The 24,453-nt window shown below is 65.4% G+C and carries 18 protein-coding genes and 2 pseudogenes; 18 read left to right on the top strand and 2 right to left on the bottom strand.

Annotated features, from left to right (window positions below; all coding sequences use genetic code 11):
* Positions 1–126 precede the first annotated feature (126 nt).
* Complete coding sequence (locus BMY06_RS33880; protein ID WP_065060440.1) at positions 127–1,320, bottom strand: M20 aminoacylase family protein; 1,194 nt, start codon at positions 1,318–1,320, stop codon at positions 127–129.
* Between the two features lie 169 nt (positions 1,321–1,489).
* Here BMY06_RS33880 and BMY06_RS33885 point away from each other — a divergent pair, with 169 nt between their 5' ends.
* Positions 1,490–3,568: a molybdopterin-containing oxidoreductase family protein gene (locus BMY06_RS33885; RefSeq protein WP_065060439.1), complete on the top strand. Its 2,079-nt coding sequence runs from the start codon at positions 1,490–1,492 to the stop codon at positions 3,566–3,568.
* Between the two features lie 124 nt (positions 3,569–3,692).
* Positions 3,693–5,372 carry a long-chain fatty acid--CoA ligase gene (locus BMY06_RS33890; RefSeq protein WP_074987359.1) on the top strand — a complete coding sequence of 560 codons (1,680 nt, stop codon included), beginning with the start codon at positions 3,693–3,695 and terminating at the stop codon, positions 5,370–5,372.
* A 121-nt stretch (positions 5,373–5,493) separates the two neighbouring features.
* Here BMY06_RS33890 and BMY06_RS33895 read toward each other — a convergent pair whose 3' ends face one another.
* Positions 5,494–6,696 (bottom strand): porin, encoded by a 1,203-nt coding sequence (locus BMY06_RS33895; protein ID WP_065060437.1) that lies wholly within the window; start codon positions 6,694–6,696, stop codon positions 5,494–5,496.
* Positions 6,697–7,091: 395 nt separating this feature from the next.
* On the opposite strand from BMY06_RS33895, the pseudogene BMY06_RS40715 reads away from it, so the two are divergent.
* The 16 genes and pseudogenes from BMY06_RS40715 to ftsA form a co-directional block, all read left to right on the top strand.
* A pseudogene (locus BMY06_RS40715) lies at positions 7,092–7,175 on the top strand (2-polyprenyl-3-methyl-6-methoxy-1,4-benzoquinone monooxygenase); the annotation flags it as partial.
* A 102-nt stretch (positions 7,176–7,277) separates the two neighbouring features.
* Positions 7,278–7,805, top strand: a pseudogene (gene coq7, locus BMY06_RS33900) (2-polyprenyl-3-methyl-6-methoxy-1,4-benzoquinone monooxygenase); the annotation flags it as partial.
* A gap of 389 nt (positions 7,806–8,194) precedes the next feature.
* Positions 8,195–8,623 carry a division/cell wall cluster transcriptional repressor MraZ gene (gene mraZ / locus BMY06_RS33905; RefSeq protein ID WP_027818006.1) on the top strand — a complete coding sequence of 143 codons (429 nt, stop codon included), beginning with the start codon at positions 8,195–8,197 and terminating at the stop codon, positions 8,621–8,623.
* A 17-nt stretch (positions 8,624–8,640) separates the two neighbouring features.
* On the top strand, positions 8,641–9,594 hold the full coding sequence (gene rsmH, locus BMY06_RS33910) for a 16S rRNA (cytosine(1402)-N(4))-methyltransferase RsmH (protein WP_065060435.1): 954 nt from the start codon (positions 8,641–8,643) through the stop codon (positions 9,592–9,594).
* The gene (gene ftsL, locus BMY06_RS33915; RefSeq protein ID WP_065060434.1) at positions 9,591–9,944 is read left to right on the top strand and encodes a cell division protein FtsL; all 354 of its coding nucleotides are present in this window, start codon (positions 9,591–9,593) and stop codon (positions 9,942–9,944) included. The genes rsmH and ftsL overlap by 4 nt, the downstream gene beginning before the upstream one ends.
* On the top strand, positions 9,941–11,830 hold the full coding sequence (locus BMY06_RS33920; RefSeq protein WP_065060433.1) for a peptidoglycan D,D-transpeptidase FtsI family protein: 1,890 nt from the start codon (positions 9,941–9,943) through the stop codon (positions 11,828–11,830). The genes ftsL and BMY06_RS33920 overlap by 4 nt, the downstream gene beginning before the upstream one ends.
* Complete coding sequence (locus BMY06_RS33925) at positions 11,827–13,392, top strand: UDP-N-acetylmuramoyl-L-alanyl-D-glutamate--2,6-diaminopimelate ligase (protein WP_065060432.1); 1,566 nt, start codon at positions 11,827–11,829, stop codon at positions 13,390–13,392. Before BMY06_RS33920 ends, BMY06_RS33925 begins: the two co-directional genes overlap by 4 nt.
* Positions 13,389–14,804: a UDP-N-acetylmuramoyl-tripeptide--D-alanyl-D-alanine ligase gene (locus BMY06_RS33930; protein WP_074987361.1), complete on the top strand. Its 1,416-nt coding sequence runs from the start codon at positions 13,389–13,391 to the stop codon at positions 14,802–14,804. Before BMY06_RS33925 ends, BMY06_RS33930 begins: the two co-directional genes overlap by 4 nt.
* 20 nt (positions 14,805–14,824) lie before the next feature.
* Positions 14,825–15,994 carry a phospho-N-acetylmuramoyl-pentapeptide-transferase gene (gene mraY / locus BMY06_RS33935; RefSeq protein ID WP_065060430.1) on the top strand — a complete coding sequence of 390 codons (1,170 nt, stop codon included), beginning with the start codon at positions 14,825–14,827 and terminating at the stop codon, positions 15,992–15,994.
* Positions 15,995–16,076: 82 nt separating this feature from the next.
* A complete protein-coding gene (gene murD / locus BMY06_RS33940) occupies positions 16,077–17,606 on the top strand; it encodes a UDP-N-acetylmuramoyl-L-alanine--D-glutamate ligase (protein ID WP_074987362.1) in 1,530 nt (509 codons plus the stop codon).
* A complete protein-coding gene (ftsW, locus tag BMY06_RS33945) occupies positions 17,603–18,886 on the top strand; it encodes a putative lipid II flippase FtsW (RefSeq protein ID WP_074987363.1) in 1,284 nt (427 codons plus the stop codon). The genes murD and ftsW overlap by 4 nt, the downstream gene beginning before the upstream one ends.
* Positions 18,883–19,986 (top strand): undecaprenyldiphospho-muramoylpentapeptide beta-N-acetylglucosaminyltransferase, encoded by a 1,104-nt coding sequence (gene murG, locus BMY06_RS33950; RefSeq protein WP_074987364.1) that lies wholly within the window; start codon positions 18,883–18,885, stop codon positions 19,984–19,986. The genes ftsW and murG overlap by 4 nt, the downstream gene beginning before the upstream one ends.
* Positions 19,983–21,377, top strand: coding sequence for a UDP-N-acetylmuramate--L-alanine ligase (gene murC, locus BMY06_RS33955; protein WP_074987365.1), 1,395 nt, complete (start codon positions 19,983–19,985; stop codon positions 21,375–21,377). The genes murG and murC overlap by 4 nt, the downstream gene beginning before the upstream one ends.
* A gap of 5 nt (positions 21,378–21,382) precedes the next feature.
* Positions 21,383–22,345 carry a D-alanine--D-alanine ligase gene (locus BMY06_RS33960; RefSeq protein ID WP_065060444.1) on the top strand — a complete coding sequence of 321 codons (963 nt, stop codon included), beginning with the start codon at positions 21,383–21,385 and terminating at the stop codon, positions 22,343–22,345.
* A gap of 60 nt (positions 22,346–22,405) precedes the next feature.
* Positions 22,406–23,161 (top strand): cell division protein FtsQ/DivIB, encoded by a 756-nt coding sequence (locus tag BMY06_RS33965; protein WP_065060425.1) that lies wholly within the window; start codon positions 22,406–22,408, stop codon positions 23,159–23,161.
* A 27-nt stretch (positions 23,162–23,188) separates the two neighbouring features.
* The gene (gene ftsA / locus BMY06_RS33970) at positions 23,189–24,421 is read left to right on the top strand and encodes a cell division protein FtsA (protein ID WP_065060424.1); all 1,233 of its coding nucleotides are present in this window, start codon (positions 23,189–23,191) and stop codon (positions 24,419–24,421) included.
* The last annotated feature ends 32 nt before the right edge of the window (positions 24,422–24,453 follow it).

The following is a 24,453-nucleotide window of genomic DNA, read 5'->3' on the forward strand; positions in this document are numbered from 1 at the left end:
TTCTCCAGAAAGAGAGCCGGGGTTCTGGCGTTTGGGCGTGGGAAATACGCGTGCCCTGGGCAGAAAAAAGCCGCCTCAAGGGCGGCTTTTTTGTTTCCACACGACACAGCAAACTACGCAGAAGAACTACTTCTGCGCGAGAAATTTCGTCGCCAATTGCACCCAATACGACGAGCCGACCGGCAACAACTGGTCGTTGAAATCGTAGCTCGCGTTGTGCAGCATGCACGGACCTGCGCCGTGTCCAGACTCGCGATGTCCGCCGTCGCCGTTACCGAGAAACGCGTAGCAGCCCGGCTTTTCCAGCAGCATGAACGAGAAGTCTTCGGCGCCCATCGTCGGTTCCACGCTCGCGTCGACGCGAGCCGCGCCCACCACTTCGCGCATCACCTCGGCGGCAAATTGCGTTTCCGCGCTGCTGTTCACGGTGGGCGGATAATTGCGATGGAATGTGATCTCGACCGAGCAGTCGTACGCATCGGCCGTGCTCTCGGCGATCTTGCGCAGTCTCGACTCGATCAGATCAAGCGTTTCCGTCGTGAAGGTGCGCACCGTGCCCGCAATCCACGCCGTATTCGGCACCACGTTCACGGCATCGCCCGCATGAATCTGCGTGATCGACAGCACAGCGGTATCCAGCGGCTTCTTGTTGCGCGTGATGATGCTTTGCAGCCCGTTGGCGATCTGCACTGCGGTGAACACCGGATCGCGCCCGTTGTGCGGCAGGGCGGCATGCGAGCCCACGCCTTTGATTTCGATTCGGAATTCGTTGCTCGACGCCATGATCGGCCCTTCGGTCACGCCGAAGACACCAGCGGGCATGCCAGGCCAGTTATGAATGCCGAATACGGCATCGACGGGAAAGCGCGTGAAAAGACCATCGTCGATCATCGCCTTCGCGCCCGCGCCGCCTTCCTCGGCGGGCTGAAAGATGAAGACAATGGTGCCGTCGAATGTGCCATGCCGGGCGAGATATTGCGCGGCGCCCAGCAGCATGGCCGTATGTCCGTCGTGGCCGCACGCGTGCATCTTGCCGTCGTTGCGCGAGCGATGATCGAAGGTGTTCAGTTCCTGAATCGGCAGCGCGTCCATATCGGCGCGCAGGCCGATCGAGCGTGCGCCGTTGCCGCGTTTGAGCACGCCGACCACGCCCGTCTTGCCCAGACCGCGATGCACCTCGATACCCCATTCGGCCAGTTTCGACGCCACGAGATCGGCGGTCTGGCTTTCTTCGTAGCGCAGTTCCGGATGGGCATGGATCGTTCGTCGTAAGCCCTGGATTTCGCCTTGGGCGGCCTGGATTTCCGGGATCAGTTTCATGGCGGGCAGTGCTCGAAAAGTGGGCGCCCGGCGATCAGGCCGGGTCTAGACGAACCATTCTACGCCGAAGCTTTTTTTTCGCGCTCCAGCCCCCGGCGCATGGCGGTTGGGTGCGCTGCGCATAATAAAATCGCAGTACTGACACCTTGCCGCACCCACGGAATCTCTCATGAACGCCCGAGCCGACTTTGCCCGCGCCGTCTGTCCCCACGACTGCCCCGACACCTGCGCGATGCGCGTGACCGTCGAGAACGGCAAGGCGATCAAGGTGAGCGGCGACCCCGATCACGCGCCGACGCAAGGCGTGCTCTGCACGAAGGTCACGCGCTACGCCGAACGCGTGCACCATCCGAAGCGTCTGACGCAGCCGATGAAGCGCGTCGGCGCCAAGGGAGAAGGGCGTTTCGAGCCGATTACCTGGGACGAGGCCTGCGCCATCGCGGCCGAGCGGCTCGGCGAGATCGCGCAGCGCGCGCCTGAGGCGATCCTGCCGTACAGCTATGCGGGCACGATGGGGCTCGTGCAAGGCGACAGCATCGCGCAACGCTTCTTCCACAAGCTCGGTGCGTCGCGGCTCGATCGCGCGATCTGCGCGGCGGCCGGCGCGGCGGGCCTGCGCTACACGTATGGCTCGAGCCTCGGCATGCTCACCGAGCACTTCGCGGAAAGCGAAGTCATCCTGATCTGGGGCGCGAATCCGATCGCGTCGAATCTGCACTTCTGGACCCGCGCGCAGGAAGCGAAGCGCAACGGCGCGAAGCTGATCGCGATCGACCCGTATCGCTCGCTGACCGCCGAGAAGTGTCATCAGCACATCGCGCTGAAGCCCGGCACCGACGGCGCACTCGCGCTCGGCATGATGCACGTGTTGATCACCGAAGACCGGCTCGATCACGACTACATCGCCGCGCACACGCACGGCTACGAGCCCCTGAAAGCGCGCGCGCTGACTTACACGCCGGCCCGCGTCGCGCAGATTTGCGGCATCGAGGAACAGACCATCGTCGATCTCGCGCGCCTTTATGCGTCGACGCGCAAGGTCGCGATCCGCATGAACTACGGTCTGCAACGCGTACGCGGCGGCGGCAACGCGGTGCGTGCGATCGCCTGTCTGCCCGCGCTCACCGGTGCGTGGCGCGAGCGTTCCGGCGGCGTGCTGCTGTCGTCGTCGGGTTGGGCACCGGTCGATGCTCACGCGCTGCAGCGTCCCGACCTGATCCCGGGTTGGCCGAAGCATCAGCCGCGCATCGTCAACATGAACCAGATCGGCGACGCGCTCACGCATGCGGGCGACACCGCGTTCGGTCCGAAGATCGAAGCGGTCGTGGTCTACAACTCGAATCCCGTTGCCGTCGCGCCGGACTCCGCGAAGGTGGCGACCGGCTTCGCGCGCGACGACCTGTTCACGATCGTGCTCGAACAGTTCCAGACCGATACCGCCGATTACGCCGATCTGTTGCTGCCCGCGACCACGCAGCTCGAACACCTCGACGTGCATAAGTCCTACGGCCACACGCACGTGATGGCGAATCTGCCTGCAATCGCGCCGGTGGGCGAGGCGCGTCCGAACACGGAAATTTTCCGCTCGATTGCGCGCGCGATGGGCCTGACCGAGCCCGCGCTGTTCGAGAGTGACGAAGAGGTGGCGTCGCGTGCATTCGACTGGCGCGATCCGGCCTTCGACGGCGCGAACTGGGACACGCTCAAGCAGAACGCGTGGATCAAGCTGAATATTGCCGATGCGCCGTTCGCGCACGGCGGCTTCCGCACGCCGACGGGCAAGTGCGAGTTCTACAGCGAAGCGCTCGCGCAAGCGGGCCTCGACCCGCTGCCCGACTATCTGCCGCCGCACGAATCGGCCGACGGTGCGCCCGAACTCGCGGCGCGTTATCCGCTGGCGATGATCTCGCCGCCCGCGCGCAATTTCCTCAACAGCACCTTCGTGAACGTCGAGAGCCTGCGCGCCACCGAAGGCGAACCGCACATCGATCTCAATCCCGCCGACGCCGCCCTGCGCAATATCGTCGACGGCGATCAGGTTCGCGTCTTCAACGATCGCGGCTCGATGCGTGCGCGCGCACGCGTGTCCGAACGCGCGCGCGAAGGTCTCGTGGTCGGCTTGTCGATCTGGTGGAAGAAGCTCGCGCCCGACGGTCGCAACGCCAACGAGGTGACGAGCCAGGCGCTTACCGACCTCGGCAATTCGGCGACGTTCTACGACTGCCTCGTCGAAGTCGAACGCGCGTAAACCCTGGCCGAAAGGGTTGGAGGGCGCTTTCTAACTCGCTGATTCCCGTAAGAAAAACACGGTCGCCGTGCTACGATCCATTTTTTAGCACGACCATTCGAAAATATAGAGGAGGAGACGCCGCATGGAAAAGGTCTGGCTGAAATCGTACCCGCCGGGCGTGCCCGCCGAGATCGACGCGAGCCAATACGCGTCCATCACGGCGCTGCTCACGGAGAGTTTCAACGCGAATCGCGCGAAGCCCGCGTTCGCCTGCATGGGCAAGGCCATCACCTACGGACAGCTCGACGAGCTGTCGAAGCGGCTCGCCGCCTGGTTCCAGTCGCGCGGCATCGCGCCCGGCGCGCGCATCGCCATCATGATGCCCAACGTGCTGCAATATCCGGTCGCGCTCGCCGCGATCCTGCGCGCGGGCTACGTGGTCGTGAACGTCAATCCGCTTTACACGCCGCGCGAGCTCGAGCATCAGCTCAAGGACAGCGGCGCCGAAGCGATCATCATCCTCGAGAACTTCGCCAACACGCTCCAGGCCGTGATCGCGCAAACGCGCGTGAAGCACGTCGTGGTCGCGTCGATGGGCGATCTGCTCGGCGCGGCGAAGGGCTTCATCGTCAATTTCGTCGTGCGCCGCGTGAAGAAGATGGTGCCCGCGTGGAGTCTGCCCGGTCACGTGCCGTTCAAGGCCGCGCTCGCGGCCGGCGCGCGCCAGAGCTTCAAGCCCGTCGAGCAGAAGCCCGACGACGTCGCCTTCCTTCAATACACGGGCGGCACGACCGGCGTATCGAAGGGCGCGACGCTGCTGCACCGCAATCTGATCGCCAACGTCCTGCAGTCGGCGGCGTGGACCGAGCCCGCGCTCGCGCGTCTGCCGGCCGGCGTGCAGCCGGTCACGGTCGCGGCGCTGCCGCTCTATCACGTGTTCGCGCTCACCGTCTGCGGCTTGCTGACGATGCGCACGGGCGGCCTCGCGATCCTGATTCCGAATCCGCGCGACATCGCGGGCATGATCAAGGAACTGCACGGCTATTCGATTACGACGTTCCCGGCGGTCAACACGCTCTATAACGCGATTCTCAATCATCCCGATTTCGACAAGCTCGACTTCTCGCATCTGCTGGTCGCGAACGGCGGCGGCATGGCGGTGCAGGAAGCGGTTGCGAAGCGCTGGTACGAGCGCACGCAAACGCCGATTGTCGAAGGTTATGGGTTGTCCGAAACATCGCCGAGCGTGACCTGCAACCCGACCACGGCCACCGAGTACACGGGCACGATCGGGCTGCCGCTGCCGTCCACCGAAATCTCGATTCGCGACGACGACGGCAACGAACTGCCGATCGGCGAAGCGGGCGAGATCTGCATTCGCGGACCGCAGGTGATGGCGGGTTACTGGCAGCGTCCGGAAGAAACGGCGAAGGTCATGACCGCCGACGGCTACTTCAAGTCGGGCGACGTCGGCGTGATGAATACGCGTGGCTATATCAAGCTCGTCGACCGCAAGAAGGACATGATTCTGGTGTCGGGCTTCAACGTTTATCCGAACGAAGTCGAGGACGTGGTCGCGAAGCTGCCGGGCGTGTTCGAAGTGGCGGCCGTGGGCGTGCCCGATCAGCATTCGGGCGAAGCGGTGAAGCTCTATATCGTCAAGAAGGATCCGGCGCTCACCGACAAGGACGTGTTCGACTACTGCAAGACGCAGCTCACGGGCTACAAGCGTCCGAAGCTCATCGAGTTCCGCAACGATCTGCCGAAGAGCAACGTCGGCAAGATCCTGCGTCGCGAATTGCGGGACACGCGCGTGTCGTAACAGCGCGGCGCTCGCAGCGTTCGTGAAAAAAGCCTGCCCGAAAGGGCGGGCTTTTTTTATGCGCCGCATCAAAGAAAAAAGGCGCCCGCGGGCGCCTTCGAGACTACTACGGCTGTTCTTCTTAGAACTTGTGACGGATGCCGACGCGGGCCGTGAACTGGTTCTGGTTCGACGAACCCGACAGGCCGTTGATGCCAGCCGTCGCGTCGACCACCTGACCTGCGTAGTTCAGCGTTTCGCCCAGCGCATGCTGGTACACGCCGATCACGTAGACGTCGGTGCGCTTCGACAGGAAGTAGTCGACGCCGACTGCGCCCTGGTGGTACTGGGCACGCGAAGCGCCGTTGATCGACGCGCCGCGCGTGTAGTCGTACGCCGCGCCAACCAGCAGAGCCGGCGTGAGCTGGTACTTGAAGTTCACTTCGGCGTTGTTGAACGTCGCCGACTGGCCGCGGTAACCGGCGATCGCTGCGTTCGAGTACGACGAGCCGAGGTTCGCGAAGCGGATGTTCGAATACGTCAGGCCGAACGTTGCTGCGCCGAACGTGTACGCGCCGCCCGCACCGATCACCTGGTACGTGTTGGCCGAAGCGAAGCCCGCGTAGACCGGCGAGCTCACGGCGTAGCCCGAAGCCGCGACGCCCGTGTTCGCAGCGATCGTGCCGCCGTTGTTGAACAGGCCGCCCGAGGCTGCCGGCGTGCGCGCGTTCAAATAGGCGAGGCCGAGGGCCAGCGGGCCGTTGTTGTAGCCTGCGCCCAGCGACCAGATCTGGTTGTGGGTGAAGTCGCCCGCCGTGCCGCCGAAGCTGTACGTGCCGCCAAACGTCAGGCCAGCGTAGTTCGCGCTGGTGAACTTGATCGTGTTGTTGGTGCGGTACGCGTTGTTGAAGTTGTCGATGTCGCCCGGGTGAGCCGCGATGTAGCCGCCCCACTGGTCGCCCGCTTCGAGCGGACCGACGTAGTCGACGACGGAGTCGTACTGACGACCCAGCGTGACCGTGCCGATCTGCGTGTTGCTCAGGCCGACGTAGGCTTGACGACCGAACATCAGGCCGCCTTGACCGAGCTTGCCGTTGTTCACGTCGAAACCGTTTTCGAGCACGAAGACCGCCTTCAGACCGCCGCCCAGATCCTCAGCGCCGCGCAGGCCGAAACGGCTGCCCTGCAGCACGCCGCTCGAGAGGTTGTACAGGTGCTTGCCGCCCGAGTTCGTGTTGATGTTGAAACCTTCGTCGATGATGCCGTACAGCGTGACACTGCTCTGTGCGTGAGCAACGCCCGCGAACGCGCCCAGCGCAGCAAGCGCGAGAAGCGACTTCTTCATTGAATGATCTCCAGTATTTTGCGAATCTTTTATGCGTCTTTTTACAAGGCCGATTCTTATGTAGTGCGATGTGTCGTGCTGTGGCCTTGCGTGTCTAACTTCGCGAGAAGTTGCACGTAATGTAACAAAAGGGTTAGGGGTGACAAAGGAAAAGGCAGGACGCTCCTAAGTACCTGTTTCGTTTACACAACATGGTCTAGAATATGCGCCGGGTATCGGCGCTGCCCCTGATTGACGGCGCGGCGAGAGTTCCTGTAGTGCTTTTTTAACGGCCGGTCGGTCGGCGAATGCGAGATGCTTATCAGACGCATTTCGCGCCAGGTCGTCGGCGCTCGGGGTCGTGTTTTGGCTGTGCTTTTGCCGTGCTGTTTGCAGTGCGCGAGGAGGGAGGTTGGATGACGCTTGACGAGTTGATTACCGAATTCGATCGGGGCCTGCGCTCGATCACTGGTGTGTCGCGCATGTCGCGGCCCATCCCTCAGCCTTCCCCCGAATCGGCCGCGGCACGCACGCGCGCGCAAGACGTCGCACTCGCGGCCGGCGACGAATCCGAAGTCGCTGGCGTGGCGGCGGTCGGCACCGCGCCCGGCGAGCTCACGGCCGCCGAGCGTTCGCACGCGGCGGGCCTCATGCGCGTGAATCACGTGGGCGAAGTTTGCGCGCAGGCGCTTTATCAGGCGCAGAAGATCGCCACGCGCTCGCCGTCGCTGAAGGCTGCCTTCGAGCACGCCGCGCAGGAAGAGGAAGATCACCTCGCCTGGACCGCGCGCCGTCTGGAAGCGCTCGATTCGCGTCCGAGCCTGCTCAATCCGCTCTGGTACGCGGGCGCGCTCGCGATCGGCTTCGCGGCGGGCCGTCTGGGCGACCGGGTCAGTCTCGGCTTCATGGCCGAAACCGAACGCCAGGTCGAACATCACCTGGACAGCCACCTCGACGCCTTGCCGCCCGCCGACCTCGAATCGCGCGCCATCGTCGAACAGATGCGCACCGACGAGATCGCCCACGCGCGCTCGGCCACCGACCTCGGCGGCATCGAATTGCCGCTGCCGATGCGCTCGCTCATGCGCGCCGCGTCGAAAGTCATGACGCGCACGGCCTACTACATCTAGTGATTTTGCGCGGGCAGGTGGGAGACGCCCGCCCGCGCGATTACCGCCCCTTTAGCGCATTTAGCCTTTCGCTTTAATCCCCGCCAACGCCCCGCACCACCGCGATTTTCACCGCCTATTTCACGTATCACCTTCACAACCTGCGTTAGCTCATTCATTCATAACGGTTTTTGGCTTTGCGCCTGACTTGAACAAGTGCCGCTAAGTCCTTGTTCTAGCGGATAAATTTCGTCAAAAAACGCGCCAGCCACCTTGACCCTCGTTGGGCCTTCCTCTAAAGTGGGAGACAGTGTGAGAAAGTGTATTTTTGTGTGATTCCAGATACGTATTCGGGTAAATTTCCTGAGATTTAGACGGGCGGCGATCGGCGCCGCGTGAGGGGGAGCAAATTGTTCCAGGGGGCGTCGGCGCTGACACTCGATGCGAAAGGACGGATGTCGATTCCGTCTCGCTATCGGGACGCGCTGCAACAACAGGCAGAAGGCCGGGTGACGATCACCAAGCACCCGGACGGCTGCCTGTTGCTATTTCCGCGCCCTGAATGGGAAGTCTTCCGCGCGAAAGTCGCCGCATTGCCGATGGACGCCCACTGGTGGCGCCGCATTTTTCTCGGTAATGCGTCCGACGTCGACCTCGACAGCGCGGGTCGCGTGCTCGTCTCTCCCGAATTACGTCTCGCAGCTGGTATGGAAAAGGAAGTCATGCTGCTCGGCATGGGTAGTCATTTTGAGTTGTGGGATGCGCAAACCTACGCCGCGAAGGAACAGGCGGCGATGGCCCAAGGCATGCCCGACGCCTTGAAGAATTTCACGTTCTGATCGCGGTTTAAAACGCTATGGCATCTGCGATGGGACAAGGATTGCAGCATCGCACGGTGCTGCTCGATGAAGCGGTCGATGCGCTCGTGACGCGCGCGGACGGCGTCTATGTGGACGGCACGTTCGGTCGCGGCGGGCACAGTCGCGCGGTTCTCGGCCGGCTTTCCGAAGCCGGGCGCCTGATCGCGTTCGACAAGGACCCGCTGGCGATCGCCACGGCCGAACAGGTCGGCGACGCGCGGTTCTCGATCGTGCACGAGAGTTTTGCTTCACTGCGCGACGCGATGGCGGAGCGCGGGGTAGGGCGTGTGTCGGGGATTTTGCTGGACCTGGGCGTGTCGTCGCCGCAAATCGACGACCCGGAGCGCGGTTTCAGTTTCCGCGCCAATGGTCCGCTCGACATGCGGATGGACCCGACGCGCGGCGAGTCCGCCGCTGACTGGCTCGCGCGGGCCACGTTGCAGGAACTGACGGAGGTGATTCGAGATTATGGGGAAGAACGGTTTGCTTTTCAGATTGCAAAGGCGCTTGTTGCTCGCCGGGCAGAGTCCGACCGTCTCGGGCCTCTCGACAGCACGGGCGAGCTTGCCCAAATCGTGGCTAACGCCGTCAAAACCCGTGAGAAGGGTAAGGACCCGGCAACCCGCACCTTTCAAGCTATACGGATTCACGTCAATCAAGAGCTTGCGGAGCTGCAGGTCGTTCTAGAAGCAGCGCTGGCGTTGCTGGAGCAGGGAGGGCGGCTCGTGGTCATCAGCTTCCATTCGCTGGAAGACCGAATCGTGAAGCGGTTCATGCAGGCGCACGCCACCGCGCCCGCGATCGATCGCCGCTTGCCGATCCGCGCCGTCGACCTGCCCAGCCCGCCGTTGAAGCTGCTCGGCCGCGTGTTCGCGAGCGACGAGGAAGTCGCCGCGAATCCGCGCGCCCGCTCGGCCGTGATGCGCATCGCGGAGCGCGTCACGCCATGAACCGCCTGAACATCTTCCTGCTGATCGTCGTCATGGGTTGCGCGTTGTCGGTCGTCAACGCCACCAATCAGCAGCGTCAGATCTTCATTCAGTTGCAACGCGCGCAGTCGCAGGAGCGTCAGCTCCAGCAGGACTACGCGCAACTTCAGTATCAGCAGAGCGCGCTGTCCAGAACGTCGCGCGTCGAACAGATCGCTACCGATTCGCTCAAGATGCAGCCCGTGACGACCGGACGCACGCAATACCTGACGCTCGCACCGGGCGCGGCCACCGCTGTGGACGCGCCCGTGCCCACGTCCGCGCCGGCGCAGGGCGCGGCGGCGGCCAACCGTCGCGGAGGCGCGCGATGAAAAAGGGCAACAGCCGCAAGAGCGTCGCCTTCACCGCGAATCCCATTCTCTCCGTGCGCCTGCCCATGTGGCGCTCGAAGCTCGTCGTCTTCATGCTGTTCATGGCGTTCGTCGCGCTCGCCGCGCGCGCGTTCTGGATCCAGGGACCGGGCAACGCCTTCTATCAGAAGCAGGGCGAAAGCCGCTATCAGCGCACCATCGAACTGCCCGCCACGCGCGGCAAGATTCTCGACCGCAACGGCCTCGTGCTCGCCACGAGTCTGCCCGTGCGCGCGATCTGGGCGATTCCCGAAGCCGTGCCCGACGACCTCGGCGCCGACAAGCTCGCGCAGCTCGGCAAACTGCTCGGCATGACGCAGCAGGAACTGCGCAAGAAGCTTTCCGAAGACAAGACCTTCGTCTATGTGAAGCGCCAGGTGCCGCTCGACATCGCGCAGCAGATTACGGCGCTCGACATCCCCGGCATTTATCAGCGCAACGAATACAAACGTTTTTATCCGGAAGGCGACGTCACGGCCCACCTGATCGGCTTCACCAATGTGGAAGACGAAGGGCAGGAAGGCGTCGAGCTGTCCGATCAGAAAATTCTTGCCGGCATGCCCGGCATTCGTCACGTCATCAAGGACCGGATGGGCCACATCGTCGAAGACGTCGACGAAACGGTCGTGCCCCACGATGGTACGGACGTCGAACTGTCGATCGACAGCAAGATTCAATACATCGCCTATTCGAACCTGAAGGCGGCGGTGGAGAAGTTCAAGGCCAAGGCCGGCGCGGCGATGGTGGTGGACGTGCGCACGGGCGAAGTGCTCGCGCTCGTGAATTACCCCACGTACAACCCGAACGACCGCTCGCACCTCACGGGCGAGCAGTTGCGCAACCGCATTCTCACCGACGTGTTCGAGCCGGGCTCGATCATGAAGCCGTTCACGGTGTCGCTGGCCCTCGATCTGCACCGCGTCTCGCCGACTACACTGGTGGATACGGGTGCGGGCCACTTCACGCTCGACGGCGCGACCATCACCGACGACGCCGGGTTCGGCGTGCTGACGGTGGGCGGCGTGATCCAGAAGTCGTCGAACATCGGCGCGACCAAGATCGCGATGACGCTCCGGCCCGAAGAAATGTGGAACATGTACACCAGCATCGGTCTCGGGCAAGCGCCGAAGGTCGGGTTCCCCGGCGCGGCGCCGGGCCGGCTGCGTCCGTGGAAAAGCTGGCGCCGCATCGAGCAGGCCACCATGTCGTACGGTTATGGCCTTTCGGTGTCGCTGTTCCAGCTTGCGCGCGCGTACACGGCCATCGCGCACGACGGCCAGATTCTGCCGGTGTCGATCTTCCGTCATCCCGGCGACGACCAGCCCGTGGTCGGCACGCAGGTGTTTGCGCCCACCACCGCGCGCGAAGTGCGCACGATGCTCGAGAGCGTGGTGTCGAAGGACGGCACCTCGCCCGACGCGGCGGTGCCTGGCTATCGCGTGGGCGGCAAGTCCGGCACGGCGTACAAGCACGGCCCGCACGGCTACGACCATTCGAAGTACCGCGCGTCGTTCGTCGGCATGGCGCCGATGCCGAACCCGCGCATCGTGGTGGCGGTGACGGTCGACGAGCCGACGGCGGGTAGCCACTTCGGCGGCGCGGTGTCGGGGCCGGTGTTCTCGGGCATCGTCGGCGACACCTTGCGCTCGCTCAACGTCCCGCCGGATATGCCGGTCAAGCAGCTCGTGGTCTCGGATGATAGCGCCTCCGCGCCGGCCGCCGCGAACGCGCCCGCCGGTCCCACGAAGCGCGTCGCGAGTGCGGCGCCTGTCCTGAAAACCCCTGTCGGCGCGCATCACATGACCGTCGCCGACAACGCGAAAAACCGTCCCGGAGTCGTCCGATGAGCGCCACGCGCAATCAGCATCCCGCGCACCGGCAGATCGCGGACGCGCTCGCCTGGCTGCGCGCGCGCATCGCGCCCGCCGCCAATCTGCACGCCGACACGCGTTCGCTCCAGCCGGGCGACGTGTTCCTCGCTTACGCCGTCGAAGGCGCGGACAACCGTCCGCACATCGAAAGCGCGCTTGCGCGCGGCGCGGCGGCGGTCGTCTATCAGCCGGAAGGCTATGCAGGCACGTTCGACTTCTCGCAGGCGCAAAACGCGCTCGCCGTGCCGCAGCTCGACGTGGTCGCGGGCGAGATCGCGAGCGGCTGGTATGGCGATCCGAGTGACGCGATGCTCGTGGTCGGCGTGACCGGCACGAACGGCAAGACTTCGTGCAGCCAGTGGATCGCTTCGGCGCTCACGGCCATCGGCCAGAAGTGCGCGATCGTCGGCACGCTCGGCAGCGGCTTTGTCGGCCAGCTCGTGCACACCGGTTTCACGACGCCCGACGCGCCGCAACTGCAGCGCTCGCTCGCGCAATTGCAGCAATTGGGTGCGAAGGCGGTTGCGATGGAAGTGTCGTCGCACGCGCTGCATCAGGGGCGCGTGAACGGCACGTCTTTCGACATCGCCGTGTTCACGAATCTGACGCAGGATCATCTCGACTATCACCGCACCTTCGAGGCGTATGAAGCCGCGAAGGCGCGTCTGTTCGCGTGGCCTGGTCTGCGCGCGGCGGTCATCAACGCCGACGACGCAGCGGGCCGCCGCCTGATCGCCGCCACGCGCGGCACGGCGCGCACGATCGCGTACGGCGTGGAAACGCCCGCTGCCGATGCGCCGGCCGCCGACGCCTGGCTGCGCGCCACGAACGTGCGCGCGACCGCCACGGGCACCGCGTTCCATCTGGAAACGTCGGACTGGGGCGAAGCGAACGTCGAAGTGCAGACGCTCGGTCTCTTCAACGTCAGCAATCTGCTCGGCGTGCTCGGCGCGCTGCTGGCGGCGAACGTGCCGCTTCTCGCGGCGCTCAACGAAATCGCGAAGCTGCAGCCGGTGAACGGCCGCATGGAGCGTCTCGGCGGCCGCACCGATCACGACGAGCCGCTCGTGGTGATCGACTACGCGCACACGCCCGACGCGCTCGAAAAGACGCTCGACGCGCTGCGCCCGATCGCCGCGGCGCGCGGCGGCCAGCTGATCTGCATGTTCGGCTGCGGCGGCGACCGCGACGCCACCAAGCGTCCGCTGATGGGCGCGATCGCCGAGCGTCTCGCCGATCAGGTCGTGGTGACGAGCGACAACCCGCGCAGCGAATCGCCCACGGCGATCATCGACCAGATCGTCGGTGGCATGCGCGAGGCCGCGAAGGCGCGCCGCATCGAGGACCGCGCGAGCGCGATCCTGCAGGCGGTGCGCGGCGCGGCGAAGGAAGACGTCATCGTGCTGGCCGGCAAGGGGCACGAGGCAACTCAGGAAATCATGGGCAAGAAGCGCGCGTTCTCCGACCAGGACCACGCGCGCCTTGCGCTCGCAGCCCGACCGACTTCCGATCGGCATGGGCGCGGAGGCGGTGAATGACAATGCTTTCCCTGCGCGAAGCGGCAGCGCTGATTCCCGGTGCGAGTGTTCTCGGCGACGAGAACGCCACGTTTGCGCGCATCTCGACCGACAGCCGCACGACCGGTCCCGGCGATCTTTTCGTCGCACTCAAGGGCGACCGCTTCGACGCGCACGACTTCCTGCCCGAAGTGGCTGGCCGTCACGTGAGCGCGGCGCTCGTGTCGCGCAGCCCCGGCGACTGGCGCATTCCGGCGCTGCGCGTGGACGATACGCGCACGGCGCTGGGCGCGCTCGCACTCGGCTGGCGGCGTCGCTTCACGCTGCCGCTCGTCGCGGTCACGGGCAGCAACGGCAAGACCACGGTCAAGGAAATGATCGCGTCGATCTTCGCGGCGGCCGTCGGCGCCGAAGCGCGTCTCGCGACCGCGGGCAATCTGAACAACGACATCGGCGTGCCGCTCACGCTGCTGCGTCTGAATGCCTCGCACAAGCTGGCGGTAGTCGAGCTGGGCATGAATCATCCGGGCGAAACCGAGCTGCTCGCGAAATTCGCGGAGCCGACCGTCGCCGTGGTGAACAACGCGCAGCGCGAGCATCAGGAGTTCATGGCGACGGTGGAAGCCGTCGCGCTCGAGCACGCGAGCGTGATTCACGCGCTCAAGCCCGAAGGCACGGCCGTGTTTCCCGCCGACGACGCTTACGCAGGCATCTGGCGCGTGGCGGCCACCGGCTCGAAAATTCTCGATTTCGCGCTGCATACCGATGAACGCGCGGTCGATGCCGCGGTCACAGGCAAGCTGGTGAATGCGTCGCGGCTCGCGATCGCGACGCCCGACGGCCATCTCGAAGTGGAATTGCAGGTGCTCGGCGCGCACAACGCGCACAACGCACTCGCCGCTACGGCGGCGGCGCTCGCGGCGGGCGTGTCGTTCGACGCGATTCAGCGCGGCCTCGAAGCGTTCGAGCCCGTGAAGGGCCGTCTGCAGGTCAAGCGCGCGGCGCTCGGCGAACTCGCGGGCGCCGTCGTGATCGACGACACCTACAACGCGAATCCCGATTCCGTGCGCGCGGCCATCGACGTACTGGCGGCGCAGGCCGCGCCGCGCGTGCTCGTGCTCGGCGACATGGGCGAAGTCGGCGACGACGGCCCGGCGTTCCACCGCGAGGTGGGCGCTTACGCGAAAGAGCGCGGCATCGATGCGCTTTATACGCTCGGCGACGCGGCGCGCGACATCACGGCGGCATTCGGCGCAGGCGCGCTGCACGCCGCCGACGCGAACGCGCTCGTGAGCGCACTCGCTGGCGCGGGCTACGGCCCGGGCGCCACGATCCTCGTGAAAGGCTCGCGCTTCATGCAGATGGAGCGCGTGGTGGCCGCACTCACGAATCCGCAAACCCCTGCACCGGACGCAGCGTCCGGCGCGCACTGAAATACGAAGGAATACAAGGCATGCTACTGGCGCTGGCGCAATGGCTGCAGAATGACGCAAGCTTCTTGCGCGTGTTCAGTTATCTGACGTTCCGTGCGGTGATGGCGACCATCACCGCAATGGGTATTGGTTTGTTCTTCGGACCGTACGTGATCCGCAAGCTCACGGCCATGAAGGTCGGTCAGGCGGTGCGCAAGGACGGCCCGCAGACTCACCTCGTGAAGTCGGGCACGCCCACGATGGGCGGCGTGCTGATTCTCATCGGCATTGCGGTGTCCACGCTGCTGTGGGGCGATCTCACGAACCGCTTCATCTGGATCGTGATGCTGGTGACGTTCGGCTTCGGCGCGATCGGCTGGGTCGACGACTATCGCAAGGTCGTCTACAAGGATCCGCGCGGCATGTCCTCGCGCGAGAAGTATTTCTGGCAGTCGGTGATCGGCCTGTTCGCGGCGGTGTATCTCGCGTTCAGCGTGTCCGAAGCGAGCAACGTGCGCGTGTTCGACCTCTTCATGGCGTGGGTGCGCAGCGGCCTCTCCATGGGCTTGCCCGCGCGCGCCGACCTGTTGCTGCCGTTCCTCAAGTCGATCAGCTATCCGCTCGGCGTGTGGGGCTTCATCGCACTCACGTATTTCGTGATCGTCGGCGCGAGCAACGCCGTGAATCTGACCGACGGCCTCGACGGCCTCGTGATCATGCCGGTCGTGCTCGTGGGCGCGTCGCTCGGCGTGTTCGCCTACGTGATGGGCAGCTCGGTCTACTCGAAATACCTGCTGTTCCCGCACATCGCGGGCGCGGGCGAACTGCTGATCTTCTGCTCGGCGATGGGCGGGGCAGGGCTCGCGTTCCTCTGGTTCAACACGTATCCCGCGCAGGTGTTCATGGGCGATGTGGGCGCGCTCGCGCTCGGCGGCGCGCTCGGCACGGTGGCGGTGATCGTGCGTCAGGAAATCGTGCTCTTCATCATGGGCGGCATTTTCGTCGCGGAAACGCTCTCCGTGATGTTGCAGGTCACCTGGTTCAAGTACACGAAGAAGCGTTATGGCGAAGGCCGCCGCATCTTCAAGATGGCGCCGCTGCATCACCATTTCGAGCTGTCCGGCTGGAAAGAGACGCAAGTGGTCGTGCGCTTCTGGGTCATTACGCTGATGCTGTGTCTGATCGGTCTGTCGACGCTCAAGCTGCGCTGATCCGCAGCCGCGCGAAGCAACAGTCTTTGGTCATCGGGTTGGTCCTCGGGTTGGTCCTTTAGGTCACTTAGGAAAGCAAGCAATGTTTGGCGAGAAGTTTCGGGATCGGCAAAAGCCGATGGTGCTCGTGCTGGGACTTGGCGAATCGGGTCTCGCGATGGCGCGCTGGTGCGTGCGGCATGGTTGCCGCCTGCGTCTTGCCGACACGCGTGAAACGCCGCCGGGACTCGCCACGCTCGCGCCCGAACTCGCCGCGCGCAATCTCGAGACCGACTTCGTCGGCGGACCGTTCACGCCCGCGCTGCTCGACGGCGTGGAGCTGGTCGCCATCAGCCCGGGCCTGTCGCCGCTGGCGGAAGACCTCGTGCCGCTGATCGCCGCCGCGCGCGAACGCGGTATCGATGTGTGGGGCGAACTCGAACTGTTCGCGCAGGCGCTGCGCCATCTCGGCGAAAGCGGCTATCACCCAAAGGTGCTGGCGATCACCGGCACGAACGGCAAGACCACCACCACGAGCCTCACCGGCCTGCTGTGCGAACGCGCGGGCAAGACGGTCGCGGTGGCGGGCAACATCAGCCCGGCGATGCTCGACAAGCTCACCGAGGCAATCGACAACACCGCGCTGCCGGATGTGTGGGTGCTCGAACTTTCGAGCTTCCAGCTGGAAACGGCGCATACGTTTGCGCCCGACGCGGCCGCGATCCTCAACATCACGCAGGACCACCTCGACTGGCACGGCGGGCTCGACGCCTACGCGGCTGCGAAGGGCCGCATCTTCGGCGCGCAGACCACGCGCGTGCTGAACCGCGAGGACGCGCGCGTGATGTCGCTCGCGAACGCGGAGCAGGTCGGCGAAGCGAAGGTCGTGACCTTCGGCGTGAACGAACCGCAACGCGCGGGCGACCTCGGCGTGCAGCGCGAGAACGGCATGCTCTGGCTCGTCCAGGCACACGATCTCGACGCGAGCGACGAACCGGTTTCGCCGCGCCGCCGCAAGCAGCAGGAAGCGGCGCCCGTGAATCTCGCGATGAAGCGCCTGATGCCCGCCGACGCGCTGCGCATCCGCGGTCTGCACAACGCGGCGAATGCGCTCGCGGCCTTCGCGCTTGCCCGTGCGATCGACCTCGCGCCCGCGCGTCTGCTGCACGGTCTGCGTGAATATCGCGGCGAGCCGCATCGCGTCGAACTGATCGCCTCGATCGACGGCATCGATTTCGTCGACGACAGCAAGGGCACCAACGTCGGCGCGACGGTCGCGGCGCTCGACGGCCTCGCGCAACGCGCGGTGCTGATCGCGGGCGGCGACGGCAAGGGCCAGGACTTCGACCCGCTGGCCGCGCCCGTGGAGCGCTGGTGCCGCGCGGTCATGCTGATCGGCCGCGACGCGCCCAGGATTCGCGCCGCGCTGGAAAACACCGGCGTCGCGCTCAGCGACCACGCCACGCTCGAAGACGCCACGCGTGCGGCCACGACGCTCGCCGAACCGGGCGACGTCGTGCTGCTGTCGCCGGCGTGCGCGAGCTTCGACATGTTCAAGGGCTACGCCCATCGCGCGGCCGTGTTCCACGACACCGTGGAAGCCATCGCCGCAGAACGGGGGACGATGATATGAGCTGGTCCGAACGATTCGGCGGGCGGCTGTCGCGCGAAGCGAGCGGCGGTGCAACGGACGGCGCGCGCGGCGCAGGCGGCGCCAACGGCGCGCGCACGAGCGGCATTTCGAGCGTCGTCAACGGCGTGCGTCCGGCGCGCTCGCGCATGCTCGACTACGACCACTCGCTGCTGTGGGCCGTGATCGCGCTGCTCGGTCTCGGCGTGGTGATGGTCTATTCGGCCTCGATCGCCATGCCTGATTCGCCGAAGTACGCGTCGTACCGCGACTGGGCGTTTCTCGCGCGTCACATCGTGTCGCTCGTGGTCGCCACGGTCGCGGCGCTGATCGCGTTCCGCATTCCGGTTTCCGTCTGGGAGCGTTACGCGCCCAAGCTCTTTCTGATCGCGCTGGGCATGCTCGTCGTGGTGCTGATTCCGCACATCGGCAAGGGCGTGAACGGCGCGCGCCGCTGGATTCCGCTCGGCATCACCAACATGCAGCCGTCGGAAATCATGAAGCTCGCGGTGACGATCTACGCCGCGAACTACACGGTGCGCAAGCAGGAATACATGCACAGTTTCGCCAAGGGCTTCTTGCCGATGGCGTTCGCCGTGGGCGTGGTGGGCGCGTTGCTGCTGCTCGAGCCGGACATGGGCGCGTTCATGGTGATCGCGGCGATCGCGATGGGCGTGCTGTTCCTCGGCGGCGTGAACGGCAAGCTGTTCGGCGGCCTCGTGGCCACGGCGGTCGGCACCTTCACGCTGCTCGTGTGGGCGTCGCCGTGGCGTCGCGAGCGGATCTTCGCGTACCTCGATCCGTGGGACGACCGTTACGCGCAGGGCAAGGCGTATCAGCTCACGCACTCGCTGATCGCGTTCGGCCGCGGCGAATGGTTCGGCGTGGGCCTCGGCGGCAGCGTCGAAAAGCTCAACTATCTGCCCGAAGCGCACACCGACTTCATTCTCGCCGTGATCGGCGAGGAACTCGGTTTCGTCGGCGTGCTGGTCGTGATCCTGCTGTTCTACTGGATCGTGCGGCGCTCGTTCGAGATCGGCCGCCAGGCGCTCGCGCTCGACCGCACCTTCGCCGGTCTGGTCGCGAAGGGGCTCGGCGTGTGGTTCGGCGCGCAGGCCTTCATCAACATGGGCGTGAACCTCGGCTTGCTGCCGACCAAGGGGCTCACGCTGCCGCTCGTGAGCTACGGCGGCTCGGGCATTTTGCTGAACTGCATCGCGGTGGCGCTGCTGCTGCGCGTCGATTACGAGAACCGGGTTTTGATGCGCGGAGGCAAGGTATGACCGCAGCAACGCGCACGCTCATGGTGATGGCCGGCGGCACCGGGGGACACGTGTTCCCGGGGCTCGCCGTCGCGCATCGCATGGAGCAGTGGGGCTGGCGCGTGGTGTGGCTCGGCAACCCCGCGGGTATGGAAGCGACGCTCGTGCCGAAGCACGGCATCACGATGGAATACGTGCGTTTCGGCGGCGTGCGCGGCAAGGGCATCAAGACCAAGCTGATGCTGCCGCTGAACCTGCTGCGCGCCTGCACGCAAAGTCTCGCGGCGCTGCGCCGCGTGAAGCCCGACGTCGTGCTCGGCATGGGCGGCTACATCACGTTCCCGGCGGGCGTGATGAGCGCGCTCTCGGGCCGTCCGCTCGTGCTGCACGAACAGAACTCCATCGCGGGCCTCGCGAACAAGGTGCTCGCGAAACTCGCGAAGCGCGTGCTCGTGGCGTTCCCCGGCGCGCTGCCGCACGCCGAGTGGACCGGCAATCCGATCCGCGAGGAACTCGAACACGTCGTGCAGCCGAAGGACCGTTACGCGCAGCGCAGCGGTCCGCTGCGCGTGCTCGTCGTGGGCGGCAGTCTCGGCGCGGCGGCGCTCAACGAAGTCGTGCCGCGCGCGCTGTCGATGCTCGCGCCGGGCGAGCGTCCGCAGGTCGTGCATCAGGCGGGCGCGAAGCATATCGACGCGCTGCGCCAGAACTATCTCGACGCCGGTATCGAGCCGGGCGAAGCGGCGCAACTCGTGCCGTTCATCGACGACATGGCCAGCGCCTATGAGCGCGCGGATCTCGTGATCTGCCGTTCGGGCGCGATGACCGTGGCCGAGATCGCGGCGGTGGGCGTGGCGGCGCTGTTCGTGCCGTTCCCCTACGCGGTCGACGACCACCAGACCACCAACGCGGCGTTCCTCGCGGAGCAGGGCGCGGCGCGCGTGGTGCAGCAGAGCGAGCTCTCGGCAGAGGCGCTCGCGGATTGGCTCAAGCAACAAACCAGAGAATCGCTGGCGGAAATGGCAGAGCGCGCTCGCGCGCTCGCGAAACCCGACGCCGCCGATCAGGTCGCGCGCATCTGCGCGGCCGTGGCGGGCGTAAGCGCGGGAGGAAAGCAATGAAACACATCGTCAAACACATCCATTTCGTCGGCATCGGCGGCGCGGGCATGAGCGGCATCGCCGAAGTGCTCGTCAACCTCGGCTATCACGTGAGCGGCTCGGACCTCGCGAAGAACGCGGTCACCGACCGCCTCGCCGCGCTCGGCGCGCGCATCGCGATCGGCCACGACGCAGAGAACATCGAAGGCGCCAACGCCGTGGTCGTCTCCACGGCCGTGCGCAGCGACAACCCCGAAGTGCTGGCCGCGCGCCATCGCCGCATTCCCATCGTGCCGCGCGCCGTGATGCTCGCGGAACTCATGCGCCTCAAGCAGGGCATCGCGATCGCGGGCACGCACGGCAAGACCACGACCACCTCGCTGGTCGCGAGCGTGCTGGCGGCGGGCGGGCTCGACCCGACCTTCGTGATCGGCGGCCGTCTGAACAGCGCGGGCGCGAATGCGCGTCTGGGCACGGGCGACTTCATCGTCGCGGAAGCCGACGAGTCGGACGCCTCGTTCCTGAATCTCTTCCCGGTGATCGAAGTCATCACGAACATCGACGCCGATCACATGGACACCTACGGGCACGACTTCGCGCGCCTGAAGCAGGCGTTCATCGAATTCACGCATCGCCTGCCGTTCTACGGCATCGCGGTGCTGTGCGTCGACGACCCGAACGTGAAGGAAATTCTGCCGTTCGTCTCGAAGCCGATCATCCGTTACGGCTTCGCGCCGGACGCCCAGGTGCGCGCGGTGAACGTGGTGCCGCGCGACGGCAAGATGTATTTCACGGCGATGCGCGAAGATGCGCCGTCGCTCGACATCGTGCTGAACCTGCCGGGCGATCACAACGTGCAAAACGCGCTCGCGGCCATTGCGATCGCGACCGAGCTCGAAGTGAAGGATGAATACATCCAGAGCGCGCTGGCCGAATTCAACGGCGTGGGCCGTCGTTTTCAGCGCTACGGCGAAATTCCGGTCAACGGCGGCGGTACTTACACGTTGATCGACGACTACGGCCACCATCCGGTCGAAATGGCGGCGACAATTGCGGCCGCGCGCGGCGCGTTTCCGGGCCGCCGTCTCGTGCTGGCGTTCCAGCCGCACCGCTACACGCGTACGCGCGATTGCTTCGAAGACTTCGTGCGCGTGCTGTCGACGACCGACGCGCTCGTGCTCACCGACGTCTACGCGGCCGGCGAAGCGCCGATCGTCGCGGCCGACGGCCGGGCGCTCGCGCGCGCGATCCGCGTGGCGGGCAAGGTCGAGCCGGTGTTTATCGAAACGGTGGATGAGATGCCGGACGCGCTGGCCGCGGTGGTCCGCGACGGCGATGTGGTGATTACGATGGGCGCGGGTTCGATCGGCGGCGTGCCGGGCCGGATCGCGCAACAGGAACAAAAGGCGTGAGCGACATGAGCAGTATCGATACCCAATACGAGAAGATCGACCCGAAGCAGTTTGGCAAGGTGGCCGTGCTGCTCGGCGGCGTGTCCGCCGAGCGCGAGGTGTCGCTCAAGTCGGGCTCGCTCGTGCTGCAGGCGCTGCAAAGCGCCGGCATCGACGCGCATGCGTTCGATCCGTCCGAGCGTCCGCTGTCGGCGCTCAAGGAAGAAGGCTTCGTGCGCGCGTTCAACGCGCTGCATGGCGGCTACGGCGAGAACGGCCAGATCCAGGGCGCGCTCGACTTCTACGGCATTCGTTATACGGGCACGGGCGTGCTCGGTTCGGCGCTCGGTCTCGACAAATTCCGCAGCAAGCTCGTGTGGCAGCAACTGGGCATTCCCACGCCGGCGTTCGAAGCCGTGCTGCGCGGCGACGACTTCGCGGCGCGCGCGCCGCAGATCGTCGCGAAGCTCGGTCTGCCGCTGTTCGTGAAGCCCGCGAGCGAAGGGTCGAGCGTGGCCGTCATCAAGGTGAAGCAGGCCGCCGAACTCGTGCCGGCGCTCGAGGAAGCCGCGAAGCACGACAAGATCGTGCTGGTGGAAAAGAGCATCGAAGGCGGCGGCGAGTACACCGCGTGCATCGCGGGCGACCTCGATCTGCCGATCATCAAGATCGTGCCGGCCGGCGAGTTCTACGACTACGACGCGAAGTACATCCTCGACACGACGCAGTATCTGATCCCGTGCGGCGTCGCGCCGGAGAAGGAAGCGGAACTGAAGAAGCTCGCGCGCCGCGCGTTCGACGTGCTCGGCTGCACCGACTGGGGCCGCGCCGACTTCATGATGGACCGCGCAGGCAACCCGTATTTCCTCGAAGTGAACACGGCGCCCGGCATGACCGATCACTCGCTGCCGCCGAAGGCCGCGCGTTCGGTGGGCATCGAGTATCCGGAGCTCGTGGTGCGCGTGCTGGCACTCACGCTGAAAGATTGAACCCTTAATTAATCTCTGACCGACGAATTGCAGTCCGTGCATTGAATCGACAATCTCGACATGTGGAATAACGTACGCCAGCTCAACCTTGCCGCCAACGCGTTGCACGCGCTGCTCGCGCTCGCGCTTCTGGCGGCTGGCTGCTACTGGCTCGTGCAGCGTCCGAACTTCGCGCTGCGCGAGATCCGCATCGAGGGCGACACCGAGCACATCAACGCGCCGACGGTGCGCGCGAGCGTGGTCGGCCGGCTCAAGGGCAACTTCTTCACCGTCGATCTCGATACCGCGCGCGCCGCGTTCGAGCAGATGCCGTGGGTGCGCCATGCGAGCGTGCGCCGCGTCTGGCCGAATGCGCTGGCGGTGTCGCTCGAGGAGTACAAGCCGCTCGGCACGTGGGGCAGCGATCAGCTCGTGAGCACCGACGGCGAACTGTTCACCGCGAACCAGGGCGAGCTCGACGAAGACCTGCCCGCGTTCGACGGTCCCGACGGCACCGCGCCCGAAGTGGTCGCGCGCTATCGCGATCTGCAGAAGTGGTTCGCGCCGCTTGGCATCGAGCCCGACGAAGTCACGCTGTCGTCGCGCTACGCGTGGACAGTGAAGCTGTCGAACGGCATGGAAGTGGAGCTGGGCCGCGAGCGCAACGCCGACACGCTCGGCGAGCGCGCGCATCGCCTCATCGCCGCGTGGTCGGCGGTCACGCAACGCTGGGGGAAAGACATCGAGTATGCGGACTTGCGCTATCCGAACGGTTTCGCGATTCGGGCCGCCGGCATGCGGTTCATCAACGACACGCCGGGCCCCGGCAAGAAGTAACAGCACATCACACGCAACGAGCACGATATGAGTAAAGACTATAAGGATCTGCTGGTCAGCCTCGACATCGGGACGTCGAAGGTGGTGGCCGTCGTCGCCGAATTGAAGGGCGAAGGCCACTACGAGGTGATCGGCCTCGGCCAGAGCGAATCGAAAGGTCTCAAGAAGGGCGTGGTGGTGAACATCGAGGCCACGGTGCAGTCTATCCAGCGTGCGCTCGAAGAAGCGGAACTCATGGCCGACTGCAAGATCACTAATGTGTTCACCGGCATCGCAGGCAGCCATATCCGCAGCTTCAACTCGAGCGGCATGGTCGCCATCAAGGAGAAGGAAGTCACGCAGACCGATGTGGCGCGCGTGATCGAAACCGCGAAGGCGATCAACATTCCGACCGATCAGCAGGTGCTGCATATCCTCACGCAGGAATTCATCATCGACGGTCAGGAAGATGTGCGCGAGCCGATCGGCATGAGCGGCATCCGCCTCGAAGTGAAGGTGCATATCGTCACGGGCGCGGTGAGCGCGGCGCAGAACATCGTGAAGTGCGTGCGCCGCTGCGGCCTCGAAGTGAACGACCTGATCCTGCAACCGCTGGCGTCGTCGCTGGCGGTGCTCACCGACGACGAGAAGGAACTCGGCGTGGTGCTGGTGGACGTGGGCGGCGGCACGACGGACATCGCGATCTTCAGCGAAGGCGCGATCCGTCACACGGCGGTGATTCCGATCGCCGGCGACCAGGTGACGAGCGACATCGCGATGGCGCTGCGCACGCCCACGCCGGACGCGGAAGACATCAAGGTGAGCTACGGCATCGCGAAGCAGGCGCTCGCCGATCCGGACGAGATGATCGAAGTGCCGGGTCTGGGCGAGCGCGGTCCGCGCACGCTGTCGCGCCAGGCGCTGGCGGCCGTGATCGAGCCGCGCGTCGAAGAACTGTTCTCGCTCGTGCAGCAGGTCGTGCGCGAGTCGGGTTACGAAGAACTGCTGAGCTCGGGCGTCGTCCTCACGGGCGGCGCGGCGATGATGCCGGGCATGGTCGAGCTGGGCGAAGACATCTTTTTGAAGCCGGTGCGCATTGGCGTGCCGGAGTACGCGGGCGGTCTCGCCGACGTCGTGCGCAATCCGCGCTATTCGACGGCGATGGGACTGCTGGCGGAAGGCCGCGCGCAGCGTATGCGCGGCCGCAAGGTAGCGGTGCAGTCGGGATCGATGGGCCAGGTCTTCACGCGTATGAAGGACTGGTTCCTCGGCAACTTCTGATACCGCGCCGACAGGTTGAAGCAGCTAACGCA

Source organism: Paraburkholderia tropica (assembly GCF_900109265.1).
GTDB lineage: Bacteria > Pseudomonadota > Gammaproteobacteria > Burkholderiales > Burkholderiaceae > Paraburkholderia > Paraburkholderia tropica.

What these genes read in the sequence shown, in the direction of transcription:
- BMY06_RS33880 (WP_065060440.1), bottom strand. Translation starts at nt 1,320, where the DNA reads ATGAAACTGATCCCGGAAATCCAGGCCGCCCAAGGCGAAATCCAGGGC.
- BMY06_RS33885 (WP_065060439.1), top strand. Translation starts at nt 1,490, where the DNA reads ATGAACGCCCGAGCCGACTTTGCCCGCGCCGTCTGTCCCCACGACTGC.
- BMY06_RS33890 (WP_074987359.1), top strand. Translation starts at nt 3,693, where the DNA reads ATGGAAAAGGTCTGGCTGAAATCGTACCCGCCGGGCGTGCCCGCCGAG.
- BMY06_RS33895 (WP_065060437.1), bottom strand. Translation starts at nt 6,696, where the DNA reads ATGAAGAAGTCGCTTCTCGCGCTTGCTGCGCTGGGCGCGTTCGCGGGC.
- rsmH (WP_065060435.1), top strand. Translation starts at nt 8,641, where the DNA reads ATGGCATCTGCGATGGGACAAGGATTGCAGCATCGCACGGTGCTGCTC.
- ftsL (WP_065060434.1), top strand. Translation starts at nt 9,591, where the DNA reads ATGAACCGCCTGAACATCTTCCTGCTGATCGTCGTCATGGGTTGCGCG.
- BMY06_RS33920 (WP_065060433.1), top strand. Translation starts at nt 9,941, where the DNA reads ATGAAAAAGGGCAACAGCCGCAAGAGCGTCGCCTTCACCGCGAATCCC.
- BMY06_RS33925 (WP_065060432.1), top strand. Translation starts at nt 11,827, where the DNA reads ATGAGCGCCACGCGCAATCAGCATCCCGCGCACCGGCAGATCGCGGAC.
- BMY06_RS33930 (WP_074987361.1), top strand. Translation starts at nt 13,389, where the DNA reads ATGACAATGCTTTCCCTGCGCGAAGCGGCAGCGCTGATTCCCGGTGCG.
- mraY (WP_065060430.1), top strand. Translation starts at nt 14,825, where the DNA reads ATGCTACTGGCGCTGGCGCAATGGCTGCAGAATGACGCAAGCTTCTTG.
- murD (WP_074987362.1), top strand. Translation starts at nt 16,077, where the DNA reads ATGTTTGGCGAGAAGTTTCGGGATCGGCAAAAGCCGATGGTGCTCGTG.
- ftsW (WP_074987363.1), top strand. Translation starts at nt 17,603, where the DNA reads ATGAGCTGGTCCGAACGATTCGGCGGGCGGCTGTCGCGCGAAGCGAGC.
- murG (WP_074987364.1), top strand. Translation starts at nt 18,883, where the DNA reads ATGACCGCAGCAACGCGCACGCTCATGGTGATGGCCGGCGGCACCGGG.
- murC (WP_074987365.1), top strand. Translation starts at nt 19,983, where the DNA reads ATGAAACACATCGTCAAACACATCCATTTCGTCGGCATCGGCGGCGCG.
- BMY06_RS33960 (WP_065060444.1), top strand. Translation starts at nt 21,383, where the DNA reads ATGAGCAGTATCGATACCCAATACGAGAAGATCGACCCGAAGCAGTTT.
- BMY06_RS33965 (WP_065060425.1), top strand. Translation starts at nt 22,406, where the DNA reads ATGTGGAATAACGTACGCCAGCTCAACCTTGCCGCCAACGCGTTGCAC.
- ftsA (WP_065060424.1), top strand. Translation starts at nt 23,189, where the DNA reads ATGAGTAAAGACTATAAGGATCTGCTGGTCAGCCTCGACATCGGGACG.